Here is a 14,516-nt window from a genome sequence, read left to right on the forward strand (position 1 = left end):
AGCACCGACCGCGTCGAGAGTCCGCGCTGCCCAGCGCCGTATTCGCGGCGGCACGGCATTAGCAGACCCGGCCCGCCGCGGCAAGGCCCGGACGGTGACTCCGTTATTCGTTCGTGACCCGCCCGTTGTCGATCGCCGGCCGACGACCTACCGTTGCCCAACGTTGCGCAGCGTAAACCCAGCGCCGGGCCTGACTGCGCAGCGTGAGGAGATGAGGAGGCTACATGCGTGTTCGTAGGCTCGCTGCCTGGACCGCCCTCCCGCTCGCGGTGACCCTGGGCCTGGTGGCCTGCGGCTCGGGCGGCGACGGTGGATCCGGCGAGAGCAACCCCGACGCGGCCGTGCGGATCGAGATCGCCGAGCCGCAGCACCTGGTGCCCACCAACACCAACGAGACGAGCGGCTCGCAGGTGCTCGCCGCCCTGTTCAGCCCGCTGGTCGACTACGACGAGGCCAACAAGCCCCACGAGGTGGCGGCCGAGTCGGTGACGTCCGAGGACAACACGACCTGGACGGTCAAGCTGAAGGACGGCTACACCTTCCACAACGGCGAGAAGGTCACCGCCGACAACTACGTCGACGCCTGGAACTACGGCGCCTACGCCCCGAACGGCCAGAACTCCAGCTACTTCTTCGAGAAGATCGCCGGCTACGAGGACATGCAGGGCGAGACCCCGAAGGCCAAGACGCTCAGCGGGCTGAAGAAGGTCGACGACCTGACCTTCACCGTGACGCTGTCGGAGCCGTACAGCGAGTTCAAGTCCGTGCTCGGCTACACCGCCTTCTACCCGATGCCGAAGGCCGCGTTCTCCGCGCCCGGCGTACTGGCCGAGGGCTACGAGCAGGCACCGGTCGGTCAGGGCCCGTTCAAGATGAAGGGCGCCTGGCAGCACGACGCCAAGGTCGAGGTCGAGAAGTACGACGCCTTCCCCGGCGAGAAGCCGAAGGTGGCCGGCGTCGAGTTCCGGATCTACCAGCAGCCGACCGCCGCGTACGCGGACGTGCTCTCGGACAACCTGGACGTCATCAAGACCATCCCGACCGAGAACCTCTCGACGGCCGGCACCGACCTCGGTGACCGGTTCAAGCAGAGCTCCGCCTCGTCGCTCCAGGTGCTGGCCTTCCCGACGTTTCAGGAGGAGTTCAGCAACCCGGACGTGCGCAAGGCCATCTCGATGGCGATCGACCGGGACGAGATCACCAAGTCGATCTTCAAGGACTCGCAGCAGCCGGCCCGCTCGTTCGTCTCGCCGGTCGTCGCGGGCTACCGCGACAGCACCATCGGCGAGGCCGGCGAGTTCGACCCGGCCAAGGCCAAGAGCCTGTACCAGGCCGCGGGCGGCCCGGCGAGGATCGAGCTGTCCTACAACGGCGACGGCGGCCACAAGGACTGGATCGACGCGACCTGCAACCAGCTCAAGACCAACCTGGGCGTGGACTGCGTGGGCACCGCCGAGCCGAAGTTCGCGGACCTGCTGACCAAGGTGAAGGCCAAGCAGCCGGTCGGCCTGTTCCGGATGGGCTGGGTCATGGACTACCCGTCCATGGAGAACTACCTGGGCCCGCTGTACAGCAGCAACGGCTCGTCGAACTACTACGGCTACAGCAACCCGGAGTTCGACAAGCTGCTCGCCGAGGGCGCCAGCGCCGCGAACGAGGACGAGGCGATCAAGAAGTACCAGGCGGCCGAGGACCTGCTGGCGGAGGACCTGCCGGTGATCCCGCTGCGGTACGGCCAGAACAACTTCGGCCACTCCACCAAGGTGACGAACGTGGAGATGGATCTCTTCGACCGGATCGACCTCGTGAAGATCGAGGCCGTCAAGTAACACCACGGCAGGACGGGTCGGGCCATCGGCGGACGGTGGCCCGACCCGCCTTCCTCTTCGCACTTTTTCCGCCAGACTGCCAAGTATGTTCCGCTTCATCCTGCGGCGTCTGCTCCAGATGGTCCTCGCGTTCTTCGGGACCACGCTGATCGTCTACGCGCTGATGTTCGCCGGCCAGGGCGATCCCATCCAGGCGCTCGCCGGCGAGCGCCCGGTCACGGCGGCCCAGCGGGCATACCTGACGGAGAAGTTCCACCTCGACCGGACCGGGGTCGGCGGCTTCTTCTACCGCTACTTCGACTACCTCAAGAACCTGCTCCAGGGTGACCTCGGGCAGTCCCTCACCGGACGCTCGATCGGCGACATCCTGGCCGCCGCCTGGCCCGTCACGGTCAAGCTGGCGCTGATCGCCATGGCGGTCACCGTCCTCTTCGGGGTCACCGCGGGCGTGCTCGCCGGCATCCGGCGGGCCAGCATCTTCGACAACTCGACCCTGCTGCTGACCCTGCTGGTGCTCGGCATCCCGACGATCGTGCTCGCGCCGCTGGCGCAGTACCTCCTCGGCGTCAGGTGGCAGCTCTTCCCGGCCACCGCCGGCGCCGACCCGGACCTGTACGCGCTCCTGCTGCCGGGCATCGTGCTCGGCTCGCTCTCGCTGGCCACCGCACTGCGGCTGACCCGGACGTCCGTGGCCGAGAACCTGCGCGCCGACTACGTCCGCACCGCCCGGTCGAAGGGGCTCGTGAGGCGGCGGATCGTCAGCGTCCACGTGCTGCGCAACTCCCTCATCCCGGTGGTCACCTTCCTCGGCGTCGAGCTGGGCAACCTGATGAGCGGCGCGATCATCACCGAGGGCGTGTTCAACATCCCCGGCGTCGGCTTCAACCTCTTCCGCGGCATCCGCACCGAGGACGGCCCGCTGGTGGTGGGCATCGTCAGCGTGCTCGTCGTGGTCTACCTCGTCTCCAACCTGGTGGTGGACGTCCTGTACGCCGTACTCGACCCGAGGATCCGCTATGAGTGAGCGCAGCGAACGAATCGGCAGCGCAGTGTTTCGTGCCGGCGCCGAGCGCAGCGAGGTGCGGGCATGAGTGACTTCGAGACCGTCGCGGCGAGCGAGAACCAGGCCGCGCGGCGGGGGCCGTCGGGTGAGCCCGGCGCGCCGAACCAGGTCGGCGTACCGCAGAAGCCCCGCAGCCTGGCCGGCGACGCCTGGCGCGACCTGCGCCGCAAGCCGATCTTCTGGATCAGCCTCGCCCTGGTGCTGCTGGTCGCCGCCATGGCCGCCGTGCCGGGGCTGTTCACCGCGAACGATCCGCGCGACTGCGTGCTGGCCCGTCAGCACGCCGGGCCGTCCGGCGGGGCGATCTTCGGGTACGACTTCCAGGGCTGCGACACGTACGCCCGGGCGGTCTACGGCGCCCGCGCGTCGCTGCTGGTCGGCGCGCTCTCCGCCCTGCTCACCGGCCTGATTGCGCTCGCCGTGGGGATGCTGGCCGGCTACTTCGGCCGCTGGGTCGACGCGGTGCTCTCCCGGGTGATCGACGTGGTCCTCGGCATCCCGCTCCTGCTCGCCGCGATCGTGCTGCTCAAGCGGGTCAACAGCGACAGCTCGGCGGTCCGGATCGGCGCGGTCATCTTCGTGCTGGCGATCCTCGGCTGGACCACCGCCGCCCGCGTCGTCCGCTCCTCGGTGATCACCGCCAAGGAGCAGGACTACGTCGCGGCGGCCCGGATGCTCGGCGCCGGCGACGGCCGGATCATGCTGCGGCACATCCTGCCCAACGCGCTCGCCCCGGCGATCGTGGTGCTGACGATCGCCCTCGGCTCGTTCATCGCCGCCGAGGCCACGCTGAGCTTCCTCGGCATCGGGCTCAGGGCGCCGACCATCTCCTGGGGCATCGACATCGACGCGGGCCGGGTGCACATGCGGGAGTCGGTCACCCCGCTGCTGGTCCCCTCGACGTTCCTGGCGCTGACCGTGCTGGCGTTCATCATGCTCGGCGACGCGATCCGCGACGCCTTCGACCCGAAGCTGCGATGACGAGCCCCGTGCGCCCCGTCGTCGCGAGCGAGAGGCAGGGACCATGAGTCAGTCCGCCGTCCGACCCACGCCGGCCTCACCCACCCCCGAGGGCGGGCACCTGCTGGACCTACGGGACCTGCACGTCGAGTTCCGCACCAGCGAGGGCGTGGCCAGGGTGATCAACGGGGTCTCGTACCACCTCGATCCCGGCGAGACGCTCGCCGTGCTCGGCGAGTCGGGCTCCGGCAAGTCGGTCACCGCCCAGGCGATCATGGGCATCCTCGACACTCCCCCGGCCGTGATCCGCTCCGGCGAGATCCTCTACCAGGGGCGGGACCTGCTGAAGCTGCCGGAGGAGCAGCGCCGGCAGGTACGCGGCAAGGAGATCGCGATGATCTTCCAGGACGCCCTCTCCGCGCTGAACCCCGTCTTCGGAGTGGGCTGGCAGATCGGCGAGACGCTGCGCCAGCGCGAGGGCATGTCGAAGGCGGACGCCCGTGCCCGCGTCGTCGAGCTGATGGACCTGGTACGGATCCCCGCCGCCGCCAGCCGGCTCGGCGACTACCCGCACCAGTTCTCCGGCGGCATGCGGCAGCGCGTCATGATCGCGATGGCGCTGGCCATGAACCCGAAGGTGCTGATCGCCGACGAGCCGACCACGGCCCTGGACGTCACCGTGCAGGCCCAGATCATGGACCTGCTGGCCGACCTGCGCCGCGACCTCGACATGGCGATGATCCTGATCACGCACGACCTGGGCGTGGTCGCCGGCGTCGCGGACCGGATCGCCGTCATGTACGCCGGCCGGATCGTCGAGCACGCCGACGTCCGCTCGCTGTACCGGGCGCCGGCCCACCCGTACACGAAGGGGTTGCTGGAGTCGATCCCTCGGATGGACGTCCGGGGCCAGGAGCTCTCCACGATCAGGGGGCTGCCGCCCAACCTGATGCGGATCCCGTCCGGCTGCCCCTTCCACCCCCGGTGCCCGTACGTGCAGCAGGTCTGCGTCGACGTGGTGCCGCACGACCTGGTCCTGGGCGACGGCCGGACCAGCGAGTGCCACTTCGCCCAGGAGGTCCGTGATGACAGCGCCCGCTAGCCCGACCAAGGTGCGCGGCGAGACGATCCTCGCCGTCGACAACGTGGTCAAGCACTTCCCGATCCGCCAGGGCGTGCTCTTCCAGCGGCAGGTCGGCGCCGTCAAGGCCGTCGACGGGGTCAGCTTCGAGCTGCGCCGGGGCGAGACCCTCGGGGTGGTCGGCGAGTCGGGCTGCGGCAAGTCGACGCTGGCCCGGCTGCTGATGCGGCTGGAGACGCCGACCGCCGGCCGGGCCACCCTGGAGGGCCGGGACCTGTTCTCCGCCTCCGGCGCCGAGTTGCGCCGGCTGCGGCGCAACATGCAGATGGTGATGCAGGACCCGTACACCTCGCTGAACCCGCGCATGACGGTCGGCGACATCATCGGCGAGCCGTTCGAGATCCACCCGGACGCCGCGCCGAAGGGCAGCCGGCGGGGCCGGGTGCGGGAGCTGCTCGACGTGGTCGGCCTCAACCCCGAGCACATCAACCGGTACCCGCACCAGTTCTCCGGGGGCCAGCGGCAGCGCATCGGCATCGCCCGCGCGCTCGCCCTGCGGCCCGAGATCATCGTCTGCGACGAGCCGGTCAGCGCCCTGGACGTGTCGATCCAGGCCCAGGTGATCAACCTGCTGGAGAAGCTCCAGGACGAGTTCGGCCTGTCGTACATCTTCATCGCGCACGACCTGTCGGTGGTCCGCCACATCTCGGACCGCGTCGCGGTCATGTACCTCGGCAAGATCGTGGAGATCGGCACCGAGGACGAGATCTACGAGCGCGCGACCCACCCGTACACCCAGGCGCTGCTCTCGGCCGTGCCGGTGCCGGACCCGGAGGCCCGCGACCGGCGCACCATGATCCGGCTCACCGGCGACGTGCCGAGCCCGGCCGACCCGCCGAGCGGCTGCCACTTCCGCACCCGCTGCTGGAAGGCCCAGGAGGTCTGCGCCACCCAGGAGCCCCACACGGTCCTCCGCGCCGCGGACCCCCACCCCTCGGCCTGCCACTTCGCCGAACTCCGCCCCACCCCCTGACCCGCCCCCCTGACCCGCCCCGCCCTCCCCGCCTCCCTTTCGCGTCGATCATGCAGTTGTGGTGGGCGGATCGCCCGCCTTCGCCCCTTTCGCAGGGCACCACAACTGCATGATCGACCCCGAAGGAGGGGGAGGGAGGGGAGGGGAAGGAGCGGGGGTTAGTGGAAGAAGTGGCGGGTGGAGGTCAGGTACATGGTGACGCCGGCCTGCTTGGCGGCGGCGATGACTTCCTCGTCGCGGATCGAGCCGCCCGGCTGCACGATCGCGCGGACGCCGGCGTCGATGAGGATCTGCGGGCCGTCGGCGAAGGGGAAGAAGGCGTCCGAGGCGCACACCGCACCACGGGCCCGGTCCGCTCCGGCCCGGGCGACCGCGAGCTGCGCCGAGTCGACCCGGTTGACCTGGCCCATCCCGACGCCGACCGTCGCGCCGTCCCTGGCCAGCAGGATCGCGTTGCTCTTCACCGCGCGTACCGCCCGCCAGGCGAAGGCCAGGTCGCGCAGGGTCGCCTCGTCCGCCGGCTCGCCGGTGGCCAGCCGCCAGTTGGCCGGGTCGTCGCCCTCGGCGTCGATCCGGTCGGCCATCTGCACCAGTACGCCGCCGGTGACCTGCCGCCACTCGGCCGGCAGCGGGGCGTAGGCCGGCGCGTGCAGCAGCCGGATGTTCTTCTTCGCCTGGAGGACCTCCACCGCGCCCTCGTCGAAGCCGGGCGCCACCAGCACCTCGGTGAAGATCTCCGACACCTGCCGGGCCAGCTCGACCGAGACCGGCCGGTTGACCGCGATCACCCCGCCGTACGCGGACACCGGGTCGCAGGCGTGCGCCTTGCGGTGCGCCTCGGCCACGTCGGCGCCCACCGCGATCCCGCACGGGTTGGCGTGCTTGATGATCGCCACCGCCGGCTGGTCGGCGAAGTCGTTGGCCGCCCGCCAGGCCGCGTCGGCGTCGACGTAGTTGTTGTAGGACATCTCCTTGCCGTGCAGCTGCTCGGCCTGGGCGAGCCCGGCCGGGCTGGACGGGTCGACGTAGAGCGCCGCCGGCTGGTGCGGGTTCTCGCCGTAGCGCAGCACCGCCTGCCGGCGCAGCGACAGCCCGGCGAAGTCCGGCCAGCCGTCCTCCTCGGGCGCCAGCGTGGCGGCGCACCACTCGGCCACCGCCACGTCGTACTCGGCGATGACGGCGAAGGCGCGGGCGGCCAGCACGCGCCGCTGGGCCAGCGTGAAGCCGCCCTCGCCGAGCGCGGCGAGCAGGGCCGGGTACGCGGCCGGGTCGGTCACCACGGCGACCGAGGCGTGGTTCTTGGCGGCCGCCCGGACCATCGCCGGACCGCCGATGTCGATCTGCTCGACGCACTCCTCGACGCCCGCGCCGGAGGCGACAGTGGCCTGGAACGGGTAGAGGTTGGACACCAGCAGGTCGATACCGGCGATGCCGTGCTCGTCGAGCTGGGCGACGTGGGAATCCTTGCGCAGGTCGGCGAGGAGTCCGCCGTGCACCTTCGGGTGCAGCGTCTTGACCCGCCCGTCGAGGATCTCCGGGAAGCCCGTCACCGTCTCGACCGGGGTCACCGGCACTCCCGCGCCGGCGATGGCCGAGGCGGTGCTGCCGGTCGAGACGATCTCCACCCCGGCCGTGTGCAGCGCCCGGGCCAGCTCGACCAGGCCGGTCTTGTCGTAGACGCTGACCAGCGCCCGCCTGATCGGGCGGCGTTCGTCCTGAGTGGAACTCACGGGACCGTGACCTTTCTTCCGGTGATCGTCCAACCTTCGCGGACCAGGCGGCCCACCTGCTCGACGAGCTGGTGCCGCTCGGCTTCCTTGATGCGCTCGGTGAGCGTCTCGACGTCGTCGCCGTCGTGCACCGGCACGGCGACCTGCGCGACGATCGGGCCGGTGTCCATGCCGGCGTCGACGAAGAAGAGCGTCGCCCCGGTGACCTTCACGCCGTAGGCGAGGGCGTCACGCGGGCCGTGGATGCCGGGGAACGCCGGCAGCAGCGTGTTGTGCGTGTTCAGGTAGCGGTCGCCGAAGGCGGCCAGGAAGCGCGGGCCGACCAGCTTGAGGAAACCCGCGGAGACGACCAGGTCGGGCCGGTGCTCGGCGACGCGGGCGGTCAGCGCGGCGTCCCAGTCCTCGCGGCCAGGGTGGTCGGCGACCCGCTCGACGAAGGTCGGCACACCTGCCGCGGCGGCCCGGTCCAGACCCGCGATGCCGTCGCGGTCGGCGCCGACGGCCACCACCCGGGCCCCGTACGCCGGATCGACGCTCGCATCGAGCAGGGCCTGGAGGTTGCTCCCGGAGCCGGAGACGAGGACGACGATGCGGGCGACGGGCGCGGGCTCGGTCACCGGGCCACCCTATCGGGCCTGCCGCCGCTTCCATCCGCTGGGCATTGCGACATTCACCGACGACGCGAATGGTCCGGACCAGGTACGCTGCCGGTCGCTCGGGCCCGGCGCGCGTCGGCCCGCACCCGTCAGTGATCCGACGCCCCGCGGGGGTGTCGAGTGGAATGAGGAGTACGCCGAGATGCAGCCCGGATACCAGCCGCAGCAGCCGCAGATCAACAACAACATGACGATGTCGATCGTCGCCATCTTCCTCTTCTGGCCGCTGGCCATCCCGGCGATCATCAACGCCTCCAAGGTGAACCCGCTGCTCCAGCAGGGCGACTACGCCGGGGCCCAGGCCGCCGCCGCCGAGTCGAAGAAGTGGTCCAAGTGGGCGCTCATCGTCGGCATCAGCTGGTACGTGATCGTGCTGGTGTGCTGCCTGCTCGGTGGGCTCGCCGGTGTGATGGGCGGCGACACCTCCACCAGCAGCTACTGACAGATCGGACGAGGAGTCGCATGCAGCCCGGTTACCCCGGACAGGATCCGTACGGCCAACAGCCGCACCAGGATCCGAACGCGCCGCACCACGACCCGTACGCCCCGCCGCCGGCGGCGCCGTACGGTCAGCAGCCCGCCTCCGGGCAGCCGAACGACCCGTACGCCGCGCCGCAGGATCCGTACGGCCAGCAGAACCCGTACGGCCAGCAGGACCCCTACGGCCAGCAGGACCCGTACGGCCAGCCGCCGACCTCGGGCCAGCCCTACGGGCAGCCGCCCACCTCGGGCCAGCCCTACGGGCAGCCGGCGCCGGGTCAGCCGTACGGGCAGCAGCCGTACCAGGACCCGTACGGCCAGCAGGCGTACTCGCAGCCGCCCATGTACCCCAACGCGGGATTCGCCGCGAAGGGGCCTGGGCAGCAGCAGAACACCCTCGGTCTGGTGTCCATGATCCTCGGCATCGCCTCGATCCCGATGGTCTGCTGCTACCTCGGCATCCCGCTGGGCATCGGTGCGCTGGTGACCGGGTGGATGGGCAAGCAGAAGGCCGCCCAGGGGCTGGCCGACAACAACGGTCAGGCCCTCGCCGGCCTGATCTGTGGCGCCATCGGCGTCGTGCTCGGCCTGCTCCAGATCATCTTCCTGGGCTTCAGTCTGACGCTGCCCAACCAGCCCTGACCGTCATGCGACAGGGGCGTCCCGGCCCGTCCGGGGCGCCCCGTCGGCGTCTTCCGGCCCCTCAGCGGGGCGCGCGGGACAGCACCCGGGTCGCGGCGGCGCCGATCAGCGCCCCGACCGTGACGACCGCGGTCGCCACCGCCGCCACCTGCCAGGCGACGGGCCCCACCTGGACCAGCCGGCCGCCGCCGAGCGATCCGGCGGAGGCGGCCGCGGCGGCGCCCAGCAGCAGACCGGCCACCGGGCCGGCGAGCGCCGCCGCCCCGAGCAGCGGCCCCCAGCGCAGCGGTGCCCGGTCGTCGGCGGCGAGCCGGAGCAGCCGGCGGGCCAGCAGCCAGCCCGCGGCCATCCCGGCGAGGACCGGCACCGCAAGCAGCCCGGCGCCGAGCCCGTCGACCGGCCCGCGCGGCAGCCCGGCCAGCAGCGGTACGGCCGGCAGCGCCCCCACGGAGACCTCGCTGGTGCGTACCGCCGTGTCGGTGCCGACGGCGAAACCCGGGCCGAGCAGGTAGCTGACCGACCAGATTGTGGCGTTGGGCGCGTAGGCGAGGCTGACCAGCGTGATCCCGGCCTGGCCGGCGACCCCGGTGCGGTAGGCCCCGATCAGGTCGGCGGCGTCCCCGCCCCCGGTGGCCACGGCGAGCCCCGCCGCGCCGGCCCCCGCGCCGAACAGCAGCAGCCCGGCGACGAGCCCGGTGCGGATTCCGTCGCGCAGCGCGTCCGGGGACCGCGCGGCGAGCAGGCCGGCCACGCGCGTCGTCCGGGCCGAGCCCACCAGGGCCCCGATCGTGCCGAGCACCAGGAGGGTCAGCCCGGCGCGCACCGGTGACGCGCCGGCCAGCACCGCGCCGAGGACCCCGAGCAGCGCGTACGCGACGCCGACCGCGCCGGCGGCGAGGAGCGCCTGCCGGGGCGACCGGCCGCCCCGCGCGCCGATGGCCCGGCTGGTGTGCACGCCCGCCCGGGTCAGCCGCCAGACGACCAGGGCGGTCAGCGCCAGCGGGGCCAGCCCGAGCGGGCCGGCGGCGGTGTCCAGCGGCACGCCGTGCCCGAGCAGCCAGCCGGCCAGCCCGGCGCGCAGCGCACCCGGCACGGAGGCGGCACCCTCACTGAGCTGGAACAGCCAGAGCACGACCACGACCGGCAGCCAGGAGGTGAGCGCCGCCCACCCGGCGGCGACCCCGGCGGCGACGACGAGCGGGGCGCGACTGCGGCGCGGCTCGCCGGCGCGCGGCGCGGGCACCCGCCGGCTCCGCCCGACGGGCGCGGCCGGCCGGGCGCCGGGGCCGACGTCGGCGCCGGGACGGCTGGGCTGATCAGGGGTGACGGAGGACATCGCGTCTACTCTGGCATGCCGGGCCGGCGGTGGCAGTCCGATACCGCCCCGCAGCGGCGACGAGTTACGTGATCCACCATCTCCGGCCCCCGATCCGGTCTAGCCTCGGCGCAGGGACGCGACCGCTGGGTCGCGGCACCGACGTCCGGAGGAGAGCCGTGAACACTCCGTATCCGCCGCCCCCGCCGGCACCGTCCGCGGCCGGTCGCGACCGCACGACGCTGTGGGGCGTGCTCGGCATCATCCTCGGCCTGCTCTGCTGCGGCATCCTGGGGATCGTCTTCGGTTACCTGTCGATCCGGGACGCCAAGCGCTTCGGCCAGTCGCCCGTGCTCGGCTACCTGGCGATCGCGTTCGGCGTGCTCAACATCATCGGCAGCGGCGTCCTCTGGGCCGGCGGCAACTACCCGCTCTACAACGACTGAGGCCGCCCGCGCCAAAACGACCGGGGCCGCCGCGACACGACGGCGGAGGGCCGACCGCGAACGGTCGGCCCTCCGGTCGTACGTCGCTCGGGCTCAGCCCGCGGACATGATCTCCCGCATGAGCTTGGCGGTCTCGGTCGGGGTCTTGCCGACCTTGACGCCGACCGCCTCCAGCGCGTCCTTCTTGGCCTCGGCGGTGCCCGCCGAGCCGGAGATGATCGCACCGGCGTGGCCCATGGTCTTGCCGGGCGGCGCGGTGAAGCCGGCGATGTAGCCGACCACCGGCTTGGTCACGTTCGCCTTGATGAACTCGGCGGCCCGCTCCTCGGCGTCGCCACCGATCTCACCGATCATGACGATCGCGTCGGTCTCCGGGTCGGCCTCGAACGCGGCGAGCGCGTCGATGTGGGTGGTGCCGATGATCGGGTCACCGCCGATGCCGACGCAGGTCGAGAATCCGATGTCACGCAGCTCGTACATCATCTGGTAGGTCAGCGTGCCGCTCTTGCTGACCAGGCCGATGCGGCCGGTGCCGGTGATGTCGGCCGGGATGATGCCGGCGTTGGAGGCGCCCGGCGAGGCGATGCCCGGGCAGTTCGGACCGATGATCCGGGTCCGCTCCCCCTTGGCGACGTTGTACGCCCAGAACGCGGCGGTGTCGTGCACCGGCACGCCCTCGGTGATCACCACGGCCAGGTCGATCCCGGCGTCGATCGCCTCGACGACCGCGCCCTTGGTGAACTGCGGCGGTACGAAGATCACGGTCACGTCCGCACCGGTCTGCGCCATCGCGTCCGCGACGCTGGCGAAGACCGGCAGCTCGGTGCCGTCGAAGTCGACCGTCTGGCCCGCCTTGCGCGGGTTGACGCCGCCGACGACGTTGGTGCCCGCGGCGAGCATCCGCCGGGTGTGCTTGGAACCCTCGGAACCGGTCATCCCCTGGACGATGACCTTCGAGTCCTTGGTCAGCCAGATAGCCATTGTCAGACCCCCGCAGCCGCCAGCTCGGCGGCCCGCTCGGCCGCGCCATCCATCGTGTCGACCCGCTGGACCAGCGGGTTGTTCGCGCCGTCGAGGATCGCCCGGCCAGCCTCGGCGTTGTTGCCGTCGAGGCGGACGACCAGCGGCTTGGTGACCTGCTCGCCGCGCTGCTCGAGCAGGGCCAGCGCCTGCACGATGCCGTTGGCGACCTCGTCGCAGGCGGTGATGCCGCCGAAGACGTTGACGAAGACGCTCTTCACCGACGGGTCGGACAGGACGATCTCCAGTCCGTTCGCCATCACGGCGGCGCTCGCGCCACCGCCGATGTCGAGGAAGTTGGCCGGCTTGACGCCGCCGTGCCGCTCACCGGCGTACGCGACCACGTCGAGGGTCGACATGACCAGGCCGGCGCCGTTGCCGATGATCCCGACCTCGCCGTCGAGCTTGACGTAGTTGAGGTCCTTCTCCTTGGCGGCCTGCTCCAGCGGGTCCACCGCGGCCTGGTCGACCAGCGCCTCGTGGTCCGGGTGCCGGAACCCGGCGTTCTCGTCGAGGGTGACCTTGGCGTCGAGCAGCAGCAGCTTGCCCTCGCGGGTCTTGGCCAGCGGGTTCACCTCGACCAGCGTGGCGTCCTCGGCGACGAAGGCCTTCCACAGCCCCACGGCGGCCTCGACGACCTGGTCGGCGACCTCGGCCGGGAAGTTGGCGGCGGTGACGATCTCGCGCGCCTTCGCCTCGTCGACGCCGGTGTTGGCGTCGATCGGGGCCTTGACGACCTTCTCCGGGGTCTCGGCGGCGACCTGCTCGATGTCCATGCCGCCGGCGACGCTGGCGATGCAGAGGAAGGTGCGGTTCGCCCGGTCGAGCAGGTAGGAGAAGTAGTACTCCTCGGCCACGTCCGCGGTCACCGTGATCATGACCTTGTGGACGGTGTGGCCCTTGATGTCCATGCCCAGGATGTCGGTGGCGCGGGCCACCGTCTCCTCGGCGCCCTCGGCCAGCTTCACGCCGCCGGCCTTGCCTCGGCCACCGACCTTCACCTGTGCCTTGACGACCACCCGACCGCCTAGGCGTTCGGCGATCGCGCGGGCCTCCTCCGGGGTCGTGGCGACGCCGCCGGCGAGCACGGGCAAGCCGTGCCGTTCGAACAGGTCCCGCCCCTGGTACTCGTACAGGTCCACGTTTGCGCGTCCCGTCCCGTCTCCGCGGCGCGCCGTCGCGCCGCCACCAGCGTTATGGAAAACAGTTTGACGCCTGTCATCACTCGAAACAGGCCATTGGGCGCAGCCTAGCGAGGTGGACACCGCCGGCAACCGAGCGGGTGCACGTTGTGTGGTAATGCACAATCGGCGGCGTCGCGCGGCCTTTCCGCGACTTCGGCCCGATGTCAGCCGTCCGGGCGATGTTGCCGGGGGCGCGTAACCCGTCCGTGGGGGCGTCGTTGAGTCAGGTGTCGGAGCGCTGATGCAGCGCGACGACGGGAGCGGCCGATGCCCTGTCGGTCGAGGGGTGGCGGCGGGGCATCGTGCATAGAGGGGCCGGACGTGTGAGGGGTGCGTCCGGCCCCTCCCCCTGCCCGGATTCGGCCGCCGAGCGGCCCCGAGCCCGCGACCGCCGTCAGGCGACCGGCTGGGCGACGTTCTGCCGGACCCACTCGACGATCGACTGGGTCGTCGCACCCGGCGTGAAGATCTTGGCGACCCCGAGCCGCTGGAGCTCCGGGATGTCGGCGTCGGGAATGATGCCGCCGCCGAACACGACGATGTCGCGGGCGTCGCGCTCACCGAGCAGCTCCACCACCCGCCGGAACAGCGTCATGTGCGCCCCGGACAGCACGGAGAGCCCGACCGCGTCGGCGTCCTCCTGGATCGCGGTCTCCACGATCTGCTCCGGGGTCTGGTGCAGGCCGGTGTAGATGACCTCCATGCCGGCATCCCGCAGGGCACGCGCGACGACCTTTGCGCCACGGTCGTGGCCGTCCAGGCCCGGCTTGGCGACGACGACCCGTACACGAGAGCTCATCAGCGCATCCCTTTCACCGGCTCCGCGGCTTCACTGAACGAACGGTAACCCGCCCGACCCTGCCCGGGAAATCCGGGCGGTGAACCTCACCCCCGCGAACCCGGCCGGACTCCCGTCGGCGCCGGTACGGCGGACCGCGCCGACCCCCGACGTCAAGCCGGACGACTCCGCCGTTCGGTCACCCTGCGCGACGAACGGGCAGTTAAGGGGGCACCGTTCGAGGGGTACGACCCATGACAATCACGGACGGAAACGGACAGAACGCGGTAGCAATTCGG

14 protein-coding genes are annotated in these 14,516 nt (G+C 71.5%); 8 read left to right on the forward strand and 6 right to left on the reverse strand.

The window, feature by feature from the left end; all coding sequences use genetic code 11:
- Window positions 1–224 precede the first annotated feature (224 nt).
- From OG989_RS02285 to OG989_RS02305, 5 genes are all read left to right on the forward strand, one after another.
- A complete protein-coding gene (locus OG989_RS02285; RefSeq protein WP_151456056.1) occupies window positions 225–1,829 on the forward strand; it encodes a peptide ABC transporter substrate-binding protein in 1,605 nt (534 codons plus the stop codon).
- Window positions 1,830–1,914: 85 nt separating this feature from the next.
- Window positions 1,915–2,853 carry an ABC transporter permease gene (locus tag OG989_RS02290; protein WP_327029548.1) on the forward strand — a complete coding sequence of 313 codons (939 nt, stop codon included), beginning with the start codon at window positions 1,915–1,917 and terminating at the stop codon, window positions 2,851–2,853.
- Between the two features lie 63 nt (window positions 2,854–2,916).
- Window positions 2,917–3,873: an ABC transporter permease gene (locus OG989_RS02295; RefSeq protein WP_151456058.1), complete on the forward strand. Its 957-nt coding sequence runs from the start codon at window positions 2,917–2,919 to the stop codon at window positions 3,871–3,873.
- Between the two features lie 43 nt (window positions 3,874–3,916).
- On the forward strand, window positions 3,917–4,954 hold the full coding sequence (locus tag OG989_RS02300) for an ABC transporter ATP-binding protein (protein ID WP_151456059.1): 1,038 nt from the start codon (window positions 3,917–3,919) through the stop codon (window positions 4,952–4,954).
- Window positions 4,938–5,966, forward strand: coding sequence for an ABC transporter ATP-binding protein (locus tag OG989_RS02305; protein ID WP_311410741.1), 1,029 nt, complete (start codon window positions 4,938–4,940; stop codon window positions 5,964–5,966). The genes OG989_RS02300 and OG989_RS02305 overlap by 17 nt, the downstream gene beginning before the upstream one ends.
- Before the next feature lie 158 nt (window positions 5,967–6,124).
- On the opposite strand, the gene purH is transcribed toward OG989_RS02305, so the two are convergent.
- Together purH and purN are read right to left on the reverse strand one after the other, a co-directional pair.
- Window positions 6,125–7,696, reverse strand: a complete 1,572-nt coding sequence (gene purH, locus OG989_RS02310) for a bifunctional phosphoribosylaminoimidazolecarboxamide formyltransferase/IMP cyclohydrolase (RefSeq protein ID WP_151457632.1) — start codon at window positions 7,694–7,696, stop codon at window positions 6,125–6,127.
- A complete protein-coding gene (purN, locus tag OG989_RS02315; RefSeq protein ID WP_151457631.1) occupies window positions 7,693–8,313 on the reverse strand; it encodes a phosphoribosylglycinamide formyltransferase in 621 nt (206 codons plus the stop codon). The genes purH and purN overlap by 4 nt, the downstream gene beginning before the upstream one ends.
- 181 nt (window positions 8,314–8,494) lie before the next feature.
- Here purN and OG989_RS02320 point away from each other — a divergent pair, with 181 nt between their 5' ends.
- Complete coding sequence (locus tag OG989_RS02320) at window positions 8,495–8,794, forward strand: CD225/dispanin family protein (protein WP_151457630.1); 300 nt, start codon at window positions 8,495–8,497, stop codon at window positions 8,792–8,794.
- A gap of 20 nt (window positions 8,795–8,814) precedes the next feature.
- Window positions 8,815–9,474, forward strand: coding sequence for a DUF4190 domain-containing protein (locus tag OG989_RS02325; protein WP_151457629.1), 660 nt, complete (start codon window positions 8,815–8,817; stop codon window positions 9,472–9,474).
- A 61-nt stretch (window positions 9,475–9,535) separates the two neighbouring features.
- Here the strand turns inward: OG989_RS02325 and OG989_RS02330 are convergent, their stop codons facing one another.
- On the reverse strand, window positions 9,536–10,810 hold the full coding sequence (locus tag OG989_RS02330; RefSeq protein ID WP_327029549.1) for a cell division protein PerM: 1,275 nt from the start codon (window positions 10,808–10,810) through the stop codon (window positions 9,536–9,538).
- A gap of 158 nt (window positions 10,811–10,968) precedes the next feature.
- Between OG989_RS02330 and OG989_RS02335 the strand changes: the two genes are divergently transcribed.
- Window positions 10,969–11,235, forward strand: a complete 267-nt coding sequence (locus OG989_RS02335; RefSeq protein WP_132230991.1) for a DUF4190 domain-containing protein — start codon at window positions 10,969–10,971, stop codon at window positions 11,233–11,235.
- Window positions 11,236–11,328: 93 nt separating this feature from the next.
- Here the strand turns inward: OG989_RS02335 and sucD are convergent, their stop codons facing one another.
- From sucD to OG989_RS02350, 3 genes are all read right to left on the reverse strand, one after another.
- Entirely contained in the window at window positions 11,329–12,216 is an 888-nt protein-coding gene (gene sucD / locus OG989_RS02340) for a succinate--CoA ligase subunit alpha (protein ID WP_132230990.1), read from the reverse strand.
- 2 nt (window positions 12,217–12,218) lie between these two features.
- Complete coding sequence (sucC, locus tag OG989_RS02345) at window positions 12,219–13,397, reverse strand: ADP-forming succinate--CoA ligase subunit beta (protein ID WP_151455201.1); 1,179 nt, start codon at window positions 13,395–13,397, stop codon at window positions 12,219–12,221.
- Between the two features lie 436 nt (window positions 13,398–13,833).
- The gene (locus tag OG989_RS02350) at window positions 13,834–14,238 is read right to left on the reverse strand and encodes a cobalamin B12-binding domain-containing protein (protein WP_132230988.1); all 405 of its coding nucleotides are present in this window, start codon (window positions 14,236–14,238) and stop codon (window positions 13,834–13,836) included.
- Window positions 14,239–14,516: the final 278 nt, after the last annotated feature.

Origin of the sequence: Micromonospora sp. NBC_01740 (genome assembly GCF_035920365.1) — a bacterium.
In the GTDB taxonomy this organism is placed as follows: domain Bacteria; phylum Actinomycetota; class Actinomycetes; order Mycobacteriales; family Micromonosporaceae; genus Micromonospora; species Micromonospora reichwaldensis.